Origin of the sequence: Flavimaribacter sediminis (assembly GCF_019492055.1) — a bacterium.
GTDB classification, from domain to species: domain Bacteria; phylum Pseudomonadota; class Alphaproteobacteria; order Rhizobiales; family Rhizobiaceae; genus Flavimaribacter; species Flavimaribacter sediminis.
On the sequence record NZ_JAICBX010000003.1, the window covers coordinates 478723 to 493409 of the forward strand.

Here is a 14687-nt window from a genome sequence, read left to right on the forward strand (position 1 = left end):
GCCAAGTGGGACTACAGGTTAATAACATCCGGTAGTTGTTGGCCTTATATACGCAACGGCGGCGCCGAATAATCGGGCGCGCCGAACAAATTCGCGCACGTTCGGGCTATTGTCATGTCAAATTCAGGCAAAAACAGGTCGAATGGAGCAAGAATCCGCGCAATTTCGGCCGGTGGGCTCTCTCCCGCTGGATCTCCAACGACGCTGCAGGCCGGAAGCGCCGGAAGCGCCCGCGCAAGAAGGCCCTTTGGCAGCGCCGTGAAATTACCTTCCATCTCCAATTCGTCTTCTTCAACGCCACGGGGAGCCACAATCATGGTCCTGCCAGGCGACGGATTTGCGATCTCGTAGCGTCCGTCCCAGATCTGACTGTCGCCCGGTTCTAGCCGGACTGTCGGTACGTTGCGGTTTTCGCGATAGACAGAAAGCAGATCGCCATGCTTCTCTATGACGCATCTACCGGCCGTCATACGCCCCCCGGCGCTCACCAGAGCAAATTGCCCGACGCGGTCCATCAGTTCTGCGCCGGGTAAATGCTGACGCCCGCCCATGATCGCAAGAAGAAACGCCAGCGCCTGTCTCCAGGCGCGCTCGTCCCGCGGCGGAATTTCCATGCGCGCGAGCGCCGGGTGCGGCGTCGAAACGGCGCCCTCGATGACACGGGCGATCTCAAGGGCGCCCGCCGTTCTTTCCGATGCGCTCTCTTCGATTTTCGCTATGTCATCCTGGAACCGCCGCATGTCCTGTCGGATGCGCACGCGTTCGAAACGCCTGTCCTCGTTGCTTGGATCGTCGATCCAGCGCTTGCCGCAGTTTTCCAGATAACGCCGCAGGTCAGACCGGCGCACGCTCAGCAGCGGACGCAGAATCCAGAAGTCACGCTGGTAGAGAACGCTTTGCGCCATTCCGGACAGACCGCGACCCGGATTTCTCATTCCGCGCATTTGCACGGTTTCAACCTGGTCGTCGGCGTTATGGGCGGTCGCAACGCAATTGACGCCGTGCGCCATCGCGGTCTCGCGAACAAGCCTATACCGCGCAAGCCTGGCCTCGTTCTGCAGCCCGGTCGCCGGCTTCAAGCCTTTCCACGTTGCAATGACATGGTCGACATCGAGTGCGGCGCACCAGGCCGCGACCTGACGGGCTTCCGCGTCCGAACCGTCGCGCAGGCCGTGATCGACGGTAATCGCCAGCAGACAGGCAATTTGCCGGCGATTGCGGGCCTCGACGAGAAGATTGAGAAGAGCGATGGAATCTCCGCCGCCTGATATGGCGACTGCAAGCGGCCGATCCGGACCCAGCCGGTTGACGAAGATGCGTACGGCTTCCTCTGGAGACATGGTCAGGTCTCCGGAGTGGAACATCAGCAGCTCATGGCGCCCTGTTCTATCGCCACTTTCTTTTTCAAGGCGTCTGAAGCCTTGGGATAGCGCAGCAGAACTTCCCGATAGGTCGCACAAGCCGTATCGCGGTTATCGAGAGCGGCAAGCGACATGCCGAGTTTCAGCAGCATTTCCGGAGCTTTGGCGGATTGCGGAAACTGCTTGTGGGCGGTCAACAGGGTTCGCGCCGCAACATTGTACTGCCCCTGCGCATATTGCGACTCGCCCAGCCAGAAATAGGCGTCCGAGATCTTTGGAGAATCCGGATAATCCTGGATAAAGCGCTGAAAATCCTGTTCCGCAAGCGCATAGTCGCCGGAAAGGATGTTGCCGTAGGCGGCGTTCCAGAGCTGCTCACTGCCGGTTTCAGGCAGCGCTGCCGTCTGTGTCTGATCGGTGTTTGTCGGCGAGTCGAGTTCACCGCCCTGCAGGGTGTCCTGATCGAAGGTCAGTTCGCCCAGCGTTCCTTCGACGCGATCCTGATCAGACGAGCCTGTCACGCTGTCCATTGCAGCGACATCCGTGTCGTCTTGGCGCGCAGGCGCGGCGTCACCGCGGCGGCCGCCGCCTTCGAGTTCCTGGAAGCGGTACTCATTGTCTTCCTGCATCCGGCGCATTTGCTCCTGCATTTCCAGAAGCTGGAAACTCAACTCTTCGATGCGGCCGTTCAGCGCTCTGATCTGTTCTTCAAGCTGACCAACGCGGAAGGACATGTCGCCCGCCTGCGCCAGGATGACCGGCGCGGCCGGGCGACTTTCCTCGCCGGAAACGCCGCCCTGCGTCGCCTGATACAAGGATCCGAAATTCGTCATCGGACTGGCGGAAAAAGACTGCGCCGGAATCAACGCCAGGAACAACGCTGTTGCGGCGGCGATTCGAATATTCATGCCCATTTTTCCTTTCAAAATTCTCGCCCAGGAAATGGCTGGCCGACCGGAATGACCAGTCGGTCCTTTCTGTGTCTTCGACGGCCTCGTCGTCAAGACTAACCCGCCTGATTGACCGGCGAAAGCCTTGAAAATGAAGCAACGCCTGTCAGGAGCCCGCGCCACCGACGACCGTAACCGCGCGGCGGTTCTGCGACCAGCAGGAAATATCGTCGCAGACGGCCACCGGCCGCTCCTTGCCGTAGGAAATGGTCTTCATTCTCGAAGCCGCTACGCCGCGGGAGGCAAGATAGTTGCGGGTCGCCGCCGCGCGCCGGGCGCCGAGGGCAAGGTTGTACTCACGCGTGCCGCGTTCGTCGGCGTGGCCTTCAATGGTTATGCTGACATTCGGATATTGCTGCAGCCACTGGGCCTGCTTGTTCAACGTCGCCGCCGCATCGGGCCGAATCGCCGCAGAGTCGGTGTTGAAGAAAATCCGGTCGCCCACATTCAGCGTGAAATCCTGGCGCGAACCTGGCGCGGCGTTGCCGCCCAGTCCCAGTTCGCCCGGATTGTTGGGCATTGATTTGTTGGACGAACATCCGGCGAGCGCGAGCGTTGCCGCCAACGCCAGCGCGACCGGATTTCGCGCGATCCTTGTCAAGGTTGTCATAGTCTGTCTCCTCGAGTTGACGACTTTTGTTCGTGATAGCGTCCGGGCATTGCCTTGTGGCGCTCTTTCTTGATGTTTTCCCTGTTCATTCCAGCAATGGCGACCAGGCCGGATCGGAACCGAAGTTCGGCGTGTCGATCCTCTGTTCATTGTAGCCTGTCAGATCAATGGAATAGAGTTGCGGTCCGCCGGCGCCCGCCGGCTGCCTGAAGAACATGATGACGCGGCCATTTGGCGCCCAGGTCGGTCCTTCATTGTGAAATCCGGTGGTCAGAATACGTTCGCCCGAACCGTCCGGTCGCATGACGCCGATGGAGAACTTGCCGCCGGACTGCTTTGTAAAGGCGACAAGGTCTCCGCGCGGCGACCAGACCGGCGTCGAATAGGACCCGTCCCCGAAGGAGATCCGCTTCTGATCGCTGCCGTCGGCGTTCATGACATAGAGTTGCTGGCGACCCCCGCGATCGGATTCAAAGACGATCTGACGTCCGTCCGGAGAATAGGAGGGAGAGGTGTCGATAGCGGTCGTGTTCGTCAGCCTCGTGGTCGACCGGGAGCGGAGATCCATCGTGTAGATATTGGCGTTGCCGCCCTGCTCCAGGCTCATGATCACTTTCTGGCCGTCCGGAGAAAAGCGCGGCGAGAAGGTCATGCCCGGGAAATTGCCGACCAGTTCGCGCTGGCCTGTCTCCAGTTGCAGAAGATAGACGCGCGGCTCGCCATTGGCGAAGGACATGTATGTCACTTCCTGACGGTTGGGCGAGAAGCGCGGCGTCAGGACAAGGTCGTCGCCCTGGGTCAGAAACCTCAGATTGGCGCCGTCCTGATCCATGATGGCCAGCTGCTTGCGGCGATCGTTGCGTGGCCCGGTTTCCGAAACGAACACGACGCGCGTGTCGAAATAGCCGCGCTCGCCCGTCAGGCGCTGGTAAATCGCATCGGCGATGATATGCGCGACGCGACGCCAGTTCTCGGGCTGGGTGAAGAATTGCTGACCGATCAGTTGTTGTGCAGCGAATGTGTCCCACAGGCGGAACTCTGTTTTCAGGCGACCGTCCGCCTCGCGGGTAACGCGTCCGACGACGATCGCCTGGGCGTTGATCACCCTCCAGTCCTCGAATCGCGGCGCGACGTCCGGATTGGTGATTTTCTGGATAAAGGCGTTCGGATCGATTGGCGCAAAAAGACCGGACCGACGCAAATCGGCGGATATGACTTCGGAAATCTGCCGTCCGATTTCGTCATTCGAGATGAACTCCGTCACCGCGATCGGCAGCGGTTCGACATTGCCCTTGTTGATGTCGATTTCGACCAGAGCGTTTGCCGGCATCATGGCGGCGAGCATGATCGTCAAGGCGCACAGAACAATCGCCGGACCGTTCCCCGCTCTCTGTTTCATTCTGCTCAAGCTTTTATAAAACATCGGCTTCCATTACTTTCTAGAACATCTGACTGGGGTCGAAGTTCAAAACGACATTCGACCAGACCCCGTATTTTTCGATCGGCAGTTCATAGGGTTCGCAACGCAGAACAGCACGGCGTACGCTGTCGGAAAGCGTTCTGCGCGCCGTATCGGTTCCGCCCCGCGCGTCAACCTGCGGCTGACCGTCAATGTAACCCGACTGGTTCAGGTTCATCCTCACCTGGATTCGCACATCCTCCGCGCCCGACATTCCGGCGACGAGCTGCCAGCAGCTTTCCACCTTGCGCCTCAGGGCGTCGATTTCGCTGATGGAAAGCGTTTGCGCGACCTGCTGGGTGTCCGATCCGAGACTGGCCTGCTCACGGCTGCGCGCAGCGCCCCCGCCGGCGGTGTCCTGCCGGTTCAGCAGCGCCTCGATCTTGTCGGCGTCGAAATCACTCTGCTGCCGGGCGGCGACCTCGGTTCGCTTCGGCGGCTCTGGCCGCGCCTTCGGCGTTGGTATCCTCTCGGGCAGAGCGGCTTCTTCCGGTTGTGGCTGCTCGATCGGCTCTTCCACGGGCCTCGGAGAGACTTCCCGCGGCTTGTCCGGCAGGGATGCGATCTCCGTCGCCGCCTGCGGCTTCTGCGCTTCCGCCGGCTCGACTTCCGCTTTGGGCTCGGGAACCGGCGCCGGTTCGCTGGCTGGCGCCGACGCCGTCTCGATCGCCTTCTCCACTGTCAGATCGGCCTTTTTCTCGGTGTCCGCAGATTTCAGGTCCACCGTGTTGTTTCCAATGGTCTGCGCGTCCTCGACGGGCTCCGGGCGCACCGTCGGCGTGGGCGCCGCGATCTCGCGCTCCGGCTCATCCTTCACGCCCTGCTGGACCTGAGTGATGGACGATACCGGAATGATATCGACCGGAAGCGCCTCGACATCGGCCACATCATGCGATTTCGGAGGCGACAGGACGATCAGCCCCCAACCGAGAAGCACGGCGTGCAATATCGTTGATATGAACAGGCCAATCTTCATTGACGGGGTTCACCCCTCCTGCTCCTGGAGCGTGACGAGACCGAGATTGCGATATCCGGCGGACGAGATGCGCGCCATGACCTTCATCACCGTTCCGTAATCCGCATTGCGGTCGCCGCGCACATAGATGCGCTCCTGATAGCCGGTCGTTGCAATCGCCTGGAGTTTGGCGACGATCTCGTCGAAAGGCACCTCGGTTTCCTGAAGGAAGATCTGGCCCTGATCGTTCACCGAAATGGTGATCGGCTGGGTCTCGGAATTGAGGGCGCTCGCGTCGGTTTCCGGCAGATCGATGGGAACGCCGACCGTCAACAACGGCGCCGCGACCATGAAGATGATCAGAAGGACGAGCATGACGTCGACGAAGGGCGTCACGTTGATCTCGGCCATTGGTTTCATGCGCCGGCCGCGGCGTCCCGAAGACCGGCCTCGTTTGGCGCCCATCATGCTTCCCGCGGCGATAGCCATGGTCGAAAACTCCTACTCCGCCGCCTGGCGGGACTGCATGCGTTCGTCGATCTGGCGGGACAGAATACCCGAGAACTCGTCGGCGAACCCTTCCATGCGCGCCGTCAGCTTGCCGGCGTCGCTGGAAAATTTATTGTAGGCGATGACCGCGGGGATGGCCGCGAGCAGGCCGATCGCGGTCGCCAGAAGCGCCTCCGCGATACCGGGGGCGACGACGGCGAGGTTCGTCGATTTCGAGCCCGCGATCGCCTGAAACGACGTCATGATGCCGACAACGGTTCCGAACAGGCCGATGAACGGCGCCGAAGCGCCGATCGACGCAAGGGAGCCGAGACGGGCCTCAAGGCTTTCCGTTTCCCGGGCGAGCGCCACGTCCATCGCCTTGTCGATGCGCATTTGCAGGCCCATTGGAGAGCGAGCGCCGCGCTCGAAGGATTTTTTCCACTCCCGCATCGCCGAGACGAAAATCGTGCCCATGCCGGTCGTCGTGCGATCCTGCAGGGACTGATAAAGCTCTTCCAGAGACTGCCCCGACCAGAACATCTGCTCGAAACGGTCATACTGGCGACGCGTGCGCCCATAACTGAAAGACTTGTCGACAATGATCGCCCACGTCCAGATCGATGCGCCGATCAATCCGAGAATGACAATCTTGACGACAATGCCCGCCTGCATGAACAGCGACCACAGAGTGATGTCACCTGTAGCAGCCAATCCTACCTGTTCCATTCAACTTACCTTCGAATCCGAGCGTCCGGACAATGCGCGCACCTTAAAAACCGGCGTCAAATTGCGCATGTCCACGCAATATTCGGCAGATTGGAAAATCCGATATGTCCACTCACCCGCCAATTTGTGTCGCGACAAACTTTGGTCAAAGGAAGGCGCAACCGATCGCGCCATCCTCCGCCCGATCATTAAGACATATTTATGGTTAATGACAGGTTATGACAATAAAACCGGGCTTTCGCGGCATTTTACCGCCGTTTGAGATTTCAGCCTGAAAACAGAGCGGAAAGGCCGTCCGGCAGCCGTCTGACCCGGCCTTCCCCGTTGACCACCGCCACGGTGACGGCGGCCGTCAGGAGCAGCCTGTCCCCGATCCTGATTTCCTGGTCGAGTTCCAGCCGCGCCCCGGTGGCCCTGCGCGTACGGGTTCGGATTTCGACGATGTCGTCCATCCGTGCAGCAGCGAGGAAATCGATCAGCATACGCCGCACGACAAAGGCGGCGCTGCCGTCCTCGTCGCCCATGCGCATATCGCCCTGGGTGATTCCGAGGCAGCGCAGATAGTCGGTCCGGCCCCGCTCCAGGAAATGCAAATAGCGGGCATGATAAACCACGCCGGAAAAATCGGTGTCTTCGTAGTAGACACGCTGCATCAACCGGTGACCGTCTTCGGCGATCGTTCCCGCAAGCGTGAGAGACAACGCAACCTCCTTCTGCAAGCGCCTTTGCGCGACCCGACGGACCATATTTCCGCTGGAAGAGCAATGGCAAGTGCTTGATGCGACCGCCGAATTGTGGAAAGAGCCATTGCAATCCTGACACATTCCGGCGCTAACGCTTTTTCGGAATCGAGGGATTTGCCGCGCGAACCGGACGGCGCTGGCCGCAGCACTTCCGGATGCAGACCGATACCGGAAAGCGAACGGCGTGTCGTCGCCTTTCGGACCATGCATCGCACAGATGCGCAAACGGAGATGAATTGGATGAAAATTGCTATTCTCGGTGGCGACGGATTCGTCGGCTGGCCCACATCGCTGCACCTGTCGCAACTAGGACACGACGTCCACATCATCGACAATCTGAGCCGGCGATGGATCGACACGGAACTCGGCGTGCAGTCGCTGACGCCGATGGACTCCATTCAGGAACGGACCCGCATATGGCATGAGGAAACCGGCCGCCGGATCCATTTCCATCTGATCGACATCGCGCGGGACTACGATGTGCTGAAGAACTGGCTGACGGAAAACCAGCCGGACGCCATCGTCCACTTTGCCGAACAGCGCGCCGCGCCCTATTCGATGAAATCCGACCGTCACAAGAACTACACCGTCAACAATAATGTCAACGCGACGCATAATTTGCTGAATGCGCTTGTCGAAACCGACACGGACGCGCATCTCATCCATCTCGGCACCATGGGCGTCTATGGTTATTCGACTGTCGGAGCCGCCATTCCCGAAGGCTATCTGCCGGTTGGCATCGAGACGATGGACGGCGCCACCGCAACCCAGGAAATCCTGTATCCCGCCAATCCGGGCTCCATCTATCATATGACGAAGTGCCTGGATCAGTTGCTCTTCCAGTTCTATGCGAAGAATGACGGGCTCAGAATCACTGACCTGCACCAGGGCATCGTCTGGGGCACGCACACCGACCAGACGCGACGCCACCCGCAGCTTATCAACCGGTTCGACTATGACGGCGATTACGGAACAGTGCTGAACCGCTTCCTGATCCAGGCCGCCATCGGCTACCCGCTGACGGTGCACGGAACCGGTGGGCAGACCCGCGCCTTCATCCATATCCAGGATTCGGTGCGCTGTATCGAACTGGCGCTCAAGAGCGCGCCCGAGCGCGGAGACAAAGTCAAGATCTTCAACCAGATGACGGAAACGCACCGCGTGCGCGACCTTGCCGAAATCGTCGCGCGGATCGCCGATGCGAAAATCGCCTACCTCCCGAACCCGCGCAAGGAAGCGGCCGAGAACGATCTGGTCGTCAAGAACGACCAGTTCCTGCAACTCGGCCTCAATCCGATCACCCTGGAAGAAGGTCTGTTGGAAGAGGTTGTCGATGTGGCGAAAAAATTCGCCTACCGCGTCGATCGCAGCCGTATTCCGGCCGCCTCCGCCTGGACAAAGGACATCAAGCCGACGCTCAACACCGATCCGGAAGGCAAAGCCCTGAAATCGGCTTCCTGACGCAGGCATGACCGGAGAAAGTCTTCGCGAGGACGCGCCAGCGGCACATCGCTTCGCCTATGTGACGCTCGTCACCAACGCCGACTATGCCGGCGGCGCGCTCGCCCTCGTCCGATCGATACGGTTGACGGGAACGCAGGCCGACATCGTCGTGCTGCACACCGGAGGCGTGTCGGCTGACGACCTGGCGCCGATTTCCGCGCTTGGCGCGCGTCTCGTCGCGGCGGATCTCCTGCCCACGTCCGATGCGTTCAATGATCGGCATGCACGCGCGAAGCTGCACGCCGATGCGCCCTTCACCAAGGGGCGCAAGCCCGGTTTCCACACGCCGCTCGACAATTTCGTCAAACTGAGGCTGTGGCAAATGACGCAATATGAACGTTGCGTCTTCATCGACGCCGACGCGCTGGTCCTGCGCAACATCGACAGGCTGTTCGCCTATCCGGAATTCTCGGCGGCGCCGAACGTCTATGAGACAGTCGCCGATTTTCACCGGCTGAATTCCGGCGTCTTCGTGGCGCGCCCGTCTGACGAGACTTTCGCCGACATGATAGAGAAACTCGATTCGCCCGACGCCTTCTGGCGACGCACGGACCAGACGTTCCTCCAGTATTATTTCGGCGAATGGCACGGCCTGCCGGTCTTCTACAACATGCTACAATATGTGTGGTTCAACCTGCCCGAGCTCTGGGACTGGAAATCGATCGGCGTCTTGCATTACCAGTATGAAAAGCCCTGGGAAAAGGACAACCCGAAGGCTGAACGCCTGACGCCTTTGATCGACCTCTGGAATGCGTATTATTCCGGGGAGAACATTCCCGACATCGCGAGCCTTGCCAATCCGGCCGGACAGCGCTGATGCGTGTCCTTGTGACGGGAGGAAGCGGTCTCGTAGGGCGTTTCATCGTCCGGCGACTGGCCGCCGACGACCACGATGTCACGATCGCGGGCCGGCGCGAACCGGATCAGGCCCTGTTTCCAGGAGCGGTCGACTTCCACCTTTCCGATCTCGATCCGGACGCCGACTACACATCTGTCGTGGAAGGGTTCGATTGCCTCGTCCATGCGGCCTTCTCGCATGTGCCCGGCCGTTACCGCGGCGGCGAAGGCGATGATGTCGCGGGCTTCAGGAAGCGCAATCTCGATGCGACCGTAAAATTGTTCAAAACGGCCGCGGAAAGCGGCGTGAAGCGCGGCGTCTTTCTGTCGACCCGGGCGGTTTATGGCAACCATCCGGCCGGGACAAAGTTGCTCGAAACCACATCCTGCAATCCGGACACCGAATATGGCGCCGTCAAGCGGGCCTGTGAGATACGTCTTCAGACGCTATCGCAAAATTCACCGCTTTCCGTCGCCAGTCTTCGTATTACCGGCGTCTACGGACAGTCCCCGCCCGACACAACGCACAAATGGGAAGATCTCTTCGCGGACTATCTGGCCGGAGAACCGGTCGGCGCACGCTGCGGAACCGAGGTGCACGGAGTCGATGTGGCCAGCGCCGTCGCGCTTTTGCTCGAACAGCCGGTCGAGACAGTATCGGGCGAAATCTTCAACGTGTCCGATATTCTGGTCGATCGCCATGACCTGCTCGACATGGTCAGGCTGCAAACCGGATGCTCGCATGCCTTGCCGGGACGGTCGGATAGCCTGCCGAACAGTATGGATACGGAGAAACTGCGCGGCCTCGGCTGGCGTCCGGGCGGTCTGCCTCTTCTGAAGAAATCCGTCACCGGCATGCTAACGCGCTAACGCGGTTTCTTATCGTTCCGAATCTTCCTGGAAGAGGTTGATCTGCTGCTGGGCCAGATCGCGCGGAACCTCCAGACCAAGATGCCGCCAGGCGTTGGCGGTCAGGATGCGCCCGCGGGGCGTGCGCTGGATCAGCCCCTGCTGGATCAGGTACGGCTCGATGATGTCCTCGATCGCGTCGCGTGGCTCCGACAGGCCAGCCGCAATCGTTTCTATCCCCACCGGTCCGCCGCCAAAATTGCCGGCGATCATGCCGAGATAACGGATATCGAGCTGATCGAGGCCTTTCTGGTCGACAGCGAGCCGGGTGAGGGCTTCGTCGGCGATCTGTTTCGTGACGGATTCCGCCTTGGCGACTTCCGCGAAGTCACGCACGCGCCGCAACAGGCGGCCCGCGATGCGCGGCGTGCCGCGGGCGCGACGGGCGATCTCCAGCGCGCCATCATCGGTAATCGGCAGCCCCATCAGGCGCGAACCGCGTTTGACGATGTGTTCGAGCTCCGCGATCGTGTAGAAATTCAGACGCACCGGTATTCCGAAGCGGTCCCTCAGCGGCGTCGTGAGCAGACCCAGTCGCGTGGTGGCGGCGACGAGCGTGAAACGGGCCAATTCGATCTTGACGGACCGCGCGGCCGGGCCTTCTCCAATGATCAGGTCAAGCTGGAAATCCTCCATCGCCGGGTAGAGAATTTCCTCGACGGCCGGGTTCAATCTGTGGATCTCGTCGATGAACAGAACGTCGCGGTCTTCGAGGTTCGTCAACAGCGCCGCAAGATCACCCGCCTTGGCGATCACCGGTCCGGATGTCGATCTGAAATTGACGCCCAGCTCCCGCGCCATGATCTGAGCGAGCGTCGTCTTGCCGAGCCCCGGTGGCCCCACGAAAAGCACGTGATCGAGCGCTTCCTCGCGGCCGCGCGCCGCCTCGATGAAAACCTTGAGGTTGGAACGGGCGTCCGCCTGACCGACGAAATCGTCAAGCGTCTGCGGTCGCAGCGACGTTTCCACATCTTCGCCGCGACGCTCTCCGGACACGATCCTGTTCGGCTCACTCATGGCTCAGTCCACATGTCCCGTCACTGCGCCAACTCCCGCAGGCCAAGCCTGATGAGAGCGGCCGAATCCGCATTGTCGCCAGCGTTCTTGAGCGCTGCTGCGACGGCTGATGCCGCCTGGTCTCTCGAATAGCCGAGATTGGCCAGCGCCGAAACCGCGTCGCTGACCGGACCGCTCGCCACGCCGTCGCCGATCTGCTGTTTCAGACCCATGGCGACGCCGGCGTCGCCTGTAAAGGCTGGCGCCTTGTTCTTCAGTTCGCTGACGATGCGTTGCGCCACCTTGGGTCCGATGCCCGGCGCTCTCGCGACCATCGCCTTGTCCTGCAGCGCGACCGCATTGGCGAGATCCGGCGCCGACAGGGTGGACAGCACGGCAAGCGCGACCTTCGCGCCAACGCCCTGCACGCTTTGCAGCAGCCGGAACCATTCCCGCTCGGTCGCCGAGACGAAACCGTAGAGTTTGAGCTGGTCCTCCCGCACGAACGTCTCGATCTGCAAGGTCACCGCTTCGCCGACGGAACCGAGCCCGGCCAGCGTCTGCGCCGAACAGAAGACGACATAGCACACGCCGTGAACGTCGACGAGAACGTGGTCCTCGCCGATTTCCTCGATTGTTCCCTTGAGCTTTCCGATCATTCGTCTTCTTTCGTCAGCCGGCGGCGATCCGCATCTGCAGATCCGCGCTTTTCCTGTTATGTGCGTGACAAATGGCGATGGCGAGCGCGTCGGCGGCGTCGTCGGTGTCGAACTCCGCGCGCGGCATCAAAACCCGCACCATCATGTGAATCTGTTTCTTGTCGCCGTGCCCGACGCCGATCACAGACTTCTTGACCGCATTCGGGGCATATTCGGAGACTTTGAGCCCGGCGAGCCCGGGCACCAGCAGGGCCACGCCCCGCGCCTGTCCGAGCTTGAGGGTAGCGGACGCGTCCTTGTTGACGAAGGTCGCCTCCACCGCCGCTTCATCGGGACGATAGGCGTGGAGTATCTCTGTCAGCCCCTCGTGCAGCTGGCACAGCCGCGACGCCAGATCCAGACTGCCGTCGGAACGCACCGTGCCGGACGCCACAAACCGCAACCCGTTGCCCATACTTTCGACAACGCCCCAGCCGGTGCGTCTCAAGCCGGGATCGATTCCGATGATTCGACAGGTGTCCTGTTGCGCCATGACCTCTCTTCAAGCCCGTTCGTCAATGTCAGCTATGGCATACAGAAGCGAACAAAACAAAAACATTTCGTAAATACCAACAATAAAAACCCGGATCAGCGCACCGACCCGGGTTCAGAACAACGCTGAGAATGATTGAAAATCAGGCGGTCGCGAGTTTTGACATCACGTCGTCGGAAATGTCGAAATTGGCGTAGACGTTCTGCACGTCGTCATCGTCTTCAAGCGCATCGATGAGCTTCAACAATGTTCCCGCCTTGTCCTCGTCGACTGCTGTTTCCGTTTGCGGCTTCCAGACGGGCTTCACCGATTCGGCTTCGCCAAGCGTCTCCTCCAGAGCCGTCGACACGTCGCCGATATCCTCGAAAGCACAGCTGATGACGTGGCCGTCAGGGCCGGACTGCACATCGTCGGCGCCCGCCTCGATCGCCGCTTCCATGATCGCGTCCTCGTCGCCCGCCTCCGGATTGTAGATGATTTCGCCGACGCGATCGAACATGAAGGCGACCGATCCGGTCTCGCCAAGCGTTCCGCCGTTCTTCGTAAAGCAGGCGCGCACGTTGGAGGCCGAGCGATTGCGATTGTCGGTCAGCACCTCCACGATGACGGCGATGCCGCCCGGGCCGTATCCCTCGTAGCGGATTTCCTCGTAGTCTTCACTGTCGCCGCCGGCGCCCTTGTTGATGGCGCGCTGGATATTGTCCTTGGGCATCGACTGGCCCTTGGCGTTCTGCACCGCCAGGCGCAGCCGCGGATTACCCTCGATGTCCGCCCCACCCATCTTGGCGGCGACGGTGATTTCCTTTGAAAGTTTGGAGAACAGCTTCGAGCGCTGGGCGTCCTGACGTCCCTTGCGGTGCATGATGTTCTTGAATTTCGAATGGCCTGCCATGGCGCTCCGTCCAGAGTCTTATTGTGAAATTTGCCGCCTTATAGGCAAAGACGCAGATGCCGTCCAGAAGGACCCGCTGTCGCGCGTCACATTCCTTCGAGGCGCGCGCCGCCAGCCTGCTTCCGTGAAAACTGGTTCTCTGCCTATGGACTGCGGCGCATACTCACCTATTCTTCTTTCTACGGGATCGATCAGACGGGGCAGGGACCATGACGAACTTCATGCGTAGCTCAGGCCAGGCGCTGGCCGTCATTGCGATTTTTCTCTTCACGAGCGGGATGAGCACACGACCGCTGCTGGTCCAGGGCAGCGTCGACGAAGCGCCGCGGGCGGTCTCCATTTGCCAGGCGATCGCAGGCCGGAAAAACCGCCCGCAGGCGCAGCCGGTCAATGGCGAGCCGGTTGAAAGAAATCATGTGCGTTTCACCTATGTGACGCACTCCACCTATTTTGTTGAGACCGCGGGAGGCGTCACCATCGCCACCGACTACAACGGCTATATCGGATTTCGCGATCCCCCGACCGTCGCAACGATGAACAAGGCGCATTCCAGCCACTGGACCGCCAGCCCCGATCCCGCCATCGAATACGTGCTGACCGGATGGAACCCCGAGGGCGACGGGCCGATCAAACACAGTCTGGTGGTAGGCGACGCCTATGTCCGCAATGTCACCACCGACATCAGATCGGTCTTTTCGGGCTTCGAGAAAGACGGCAACTCGATCTTCATCTTCGAAGTCGCAGGGCTTTGCATTGGCCATCTCGGTCATCTGCATCACGAACTTGACGACAGCCATATTGCGGCTATCGGCCGGCTCGACGTGGTTATGGTGCCCGTCGACGGCGGCCTGACCATCGGCCATGAAAGCATGAGTGGAATCGTCAAGCGGCTCAGGGCTTCGGTCATTCTCCCGATGCACCGTCGCGGATCATCCATCGGCTCGTTTCTGAACCTGTTTGGCGCGGATTTCGCCCACGAGTTCCGCAACTCCGACAATCTGACGCTCAGTCTGCGCACCCTGCCCGACCAGCCAACGATCATCGTGCTGAACGGGGTATGACG

At 60.6% G+C, this 14687-nt stretch carries 16 protein-coding genes; 4 read left to right on the forward strand and 12 right to left on the reverse strand.

The window, feature by feature from the left end; all coding sequences use genetic code 11:
* Positions 1–44 precede the first annotated feature (44 nt).
* From tilS to ybgC, 8 genes are all read right to left on the reverse strand, one after another.
* Positions 45–1340, reverse strand: a complete 1296-nt coding sequence (tilS, locus tag K1W69_RS17940) for a tRNA lysidine(34) synthetase TilS (protein WP_220229793.1) — start codon at positions 1338–1340, stop codon at positions 45–47.
* A 23-nt stretch (positions 1341–1363) separates the two neighbouring features.
* Positions 1364–2269: a tol-pal system protein YbgF gene (ybgF, locus tag K1W69_RS17945; RefSeq protein ID WP_220229794.1), complete on the reverse strand. Its 906-nt coding sequence runs from the start codon at positions 2267–2269 to the stop codon at positions 1364–1366.
* A 148-nt stretch (positions 2270–2417) separates the two neighbouring features.
* Entirely contained in the window at positions 2418–2921 is a 504-nt protein-coding gene (gene pal, locus K1W69_RS17950) for a peptidoglycan-associated lipoprotein Pal (protein ID WP_220229795.1), read from the reverse strand.
* Between the two features lie 85 nt (positions 2922–3006).
* Positions 3007–4266 carry a Tol-Pal system beta propeller repeat protein TolB gene (tolB, locus tag K1W69_RS17955; RefSeq protein ID WP_258571204.1) on the reverse strand — a complete coding sequence of 420 codons (1260 nt, stop codon included), beginning with the start codon at positions 4264–4266 and terminating at the stop codon, positions 3007–3009.
* Between the two features lie 94 nt (positions 4267–4360).
* Positions 4361–5356: a cell envelope integrity protein TolA gene (tolA, locus tag K1W69_RS17960; protein WP_258571167.1), complete on the reverse strand. Its 996-nt coding sequence runs from the start codon at positions 5354–5356 to the stop codon at positions 4361–4363.
* Between the two features lie 9 nt (positions 5357–5365).
* On the reverse strand, positions 5366–5803 hold the full coding sequence (gene tolR, locus K1W69_RS17965; RefSeq protein ID WP_370688274.1) for a protein TolR: 438 nt from the start codon (positions 5801–5803) through the stop codon (positions 5366–5368).
* 33 nt (positions 5804–5836) lie between these two features.
* Positions 5837–6553 (reverse strand): protein TolQ, encoded by a 717-nt coding sequence (tolQ, locus tag K1W69_RS17970; RefSeq protein WP_220229798.1) that lies wholly within the window; start codon positions 6551–6553, stop codon positions 5837–5839.
* Between the two features lie 266 nt (positions 6554–6819).
* Complete coding sequence (gene ybgC, locus K1W69_RS17975; RefSeq protein ID WP_370688275.1) at positions 6820–7206, reverse strand: tol-pal system-associated acyl-CoA thioesterase; 387 nt, start codon at positions 7204–7206, stop codon at positions 6820–6822.
* A 330-nt stretch (positions 7207–7536) separates the two neighbouring features.
* On the opposite strand from ybgC, the gene K1W69_RS17980 reads away from it, so the two are divergent.
* The 3 genes from K1W69_RS17980 to K1W69_RS17990 are packed head-to-tail and all read left to right on the forward strand — an operon-like array spanning position 7537 to position 10506.
* Positions 7537–8757 carry an NAD-dependent epimerase/dehydratase family protein gene (locus K1W69_RS17980; protein WP_220229800.1) on the forward strand — a complete coding sequence of 407 codons (1221 nt, stop codon included), beginning with the start codon at positions 7537–7539 and terminating at the stop codon, positions 8755–8757.
* A 7-nt stretch (positions 8758–8764) separates the two neighbouring features.
* A complete protein-coding gene (locus K1W69_RS17985) occupies positions 8765–9616 on the forward strand; it encodes a glycosyltransferase (RefSeq protein ID WP_220229801.1) in 852 nt (283 codons plus the stop codon).
* Positions 9616–10506: an NAD-dependent epimerase/dehydratase family protein gene (locus K1W69_RS17990; protein ID WP_220229802.1), complete on the forward strand. Its 891-nt coding sequence runs from the start codon at positions 9616–9618 to the stop codon at positions 10504–10506. Before K1W69_RS17985 ends, K1W69_RS17990 begins: the two co-directional genes overlap by 1 nt.
* Positions 10507–10515: 9 nt before the next feature.
* On the opposite strand, the gene ruvB is transcribed toward K1W69_RS17990, so the two are convergent.
* The 4 genes from ruvB to K1W69_RS18010 all read right to left on the reverse strand — a co-directional run bounded on the left by ruvB (position 10516) and on the right by K1W69_RS18010 (position 13624).
* Positions 10516–11562, reverse strand: a complete 1047-nt coding sequence (ruvB, locus tag K1W69_RS17995; protein WP_220229803.1) for a Holliday junction branch migration DNA helicase RuvB — start codon at positions 11560–11562, stop codon at positions 10516–10518.
* Positions 11563–11582: 20 nt separating this feature from the next.
* Positions 11583–12200 carry a Holliday junction branch migration protein RuvA gene (gene ruvA, locus K1W69_RS18000; RefSeq protein WP_220229804.1) on the reverse strand — a complete coding sequence of 206 codons (618 nt, stop codon included), beginning with the start codon at positions 12198–12200 and terminating at the stop codon, positions 11583–11585.
* A gap of 13 nt (positions 12201–12213) precedes the next feature.
* On the reverse strand, positions 12214–12732 hold the full coding sequence (gene ruvC / locus K1W69_RS18005; RefSeq protein ID WP_220229805.1) for a crossover junction endodeoxyribonuclease RuvC: 519 nt from the start codon (positions 12730–12732) through the stop codon (positions 12214–12216).
* Positions 12733–12874: 142 nt separating this feature from the next.
* Positions 12875–13624, reverse strand: coding sequence for a YebC/PmpR family DNA-binding transcriptional regulator (locus K1W69_RS18010; RefSeq protein WP_220229806.1), 750 nt, complete (start codon positions 13622–13624; stop codon positions 12875–12877).
* Positions 13625–13833: 209 nt separating this feature from the next.
* Here K1W69_RS18010 and K1W69_RS18015 point away from each other — a divergent pair, with 209 nt between their 5' ends.
* The gene (locus tag K1W69_RS18015) at positions 13834–14685 is read left to right on the forward strand and encodes an MBL fold metallo-hydrolase (RefSeq protein ID WP_258571168.1); all 852 of its coding nucleotides are present in this window, start codon (positions 13834–13836) and stop codon (positions 14683–14685) included.
* The last annotated feature ends 2 nt before the right edge of the window (positions 14686–14687 follow it).

Excerpts from the sequence above, each read along its gene's own strand:
- tolR (WP_370688274.1), bottom strand. The coding sequence starts at position 5,803 with ATGATGGGCGCCAAACGAGGCCGGTCTTCGGGACGCCGCGGCCGGCGC.
- K1W69_RS17980 (WP_220229800.1), top strand. The coding sequence starts at position 7,537 with ATGAAAATTGCTATTCTCGGTGGCGACGGATTCGTCGGCTGGCCCACA.
- pal (WP_220229795.1), bottom strand. The coding sequence starts at position 2,921 with ATGACAACCTTGACAAGGATCGCGCGAAATCCGGTCGCGCTGGCGTTG.
- ruvC (WP_220229805.1), bottom strand. The coding sequence starts at position 12,732 with ATGGCGCAACAGGACACCTGTCGAATCATCGGAATCGATCCCGGCTTG.
- K1W69_RS17990 (WP_220229802.1), top strand. The coding sequence starts at position 9,616 with ATGCGTGTCCTTGTGACGGGAGGAAGCGGTCTCGTAGGGCGTTTCATC.
- tolQ (WP_220229798.1), bottom strand. The coding sequence starts at position 6,553 with ATGGAACAGGTAGGATTGGCTGCTACAGGTGACATCACTCTGTGGTCG.
- K1W69_RS18010 (WP_220229806.1), bottom strand. The coding sequence starts at position 13,624 with ATGGCAGGCCATTCGAAATTCAAGAACATCATGCACCGCAAGGGACGT.
- ybgC (WP_370688275.1), bottom strand. The coding sequence starts at position 7,206 with ATGCAGCGTGTCTACTACGAAGACACCGATTTTTCCGGCGTGGTTTAT.
- ruvB (WP_220229803.1), bottom strand. The coding sequence starts at position 11,562 with ATGAGTGAGCCGAACAGGATCGTGTCCGGAGAGCGTCGCGGCGAAGAT.
- ruvA (WP_220229804.1), bottom strand. The coding sequence starts at position 12,200 with ATGATCGGAAAGCTCAAGGGAACAATCGAGGAAATCGGCGAGGACCAC.
- tilS (WP_220229793.1), bottom strand. The coding sequence starts at position 1,340 with ATGTCTCCAGAGGAAGCCGTACGCATCTTCGTCAACCGGCTGGGTCCG.
- tolA (WP_258571167.1), bottom strand. The coding sequence starts at position 5,356 with ATGAAGATTGGCCTGTTCATATCAACGATATTGCACGCCGTGCTTCTC.
- K1W69_RS17985 (WP_220229801.1), top strand. The coding sequence starts at position 8,765 with ATGACCGGAGAAAGTCTTCGCGAGGACGCGCCAGCGGCACATCGCTTC.
- K1W69_RS18015 (WP_258571168.1), top strand. The coding sequence starts at position 13,834 with ATGACGAACTTCATGCGTAGCTCAGGCCAGGCGCTGGCCGTCATTGCG.
- tolB (WP_258571204.1), bottom strand. The coding sequence starts at position 4,266 with ATGCTCGCCGCCATGATGCCGGCAAACGCTCTGGTCGAAATCGACATC.
- ybgF (WP_220229794.1), bottom strand. The coding sequence starts at position 2,269 with ATGAATATTCGAATCGCCGCCGCAACAGCGTTGTTCCTGGCGTTGATT.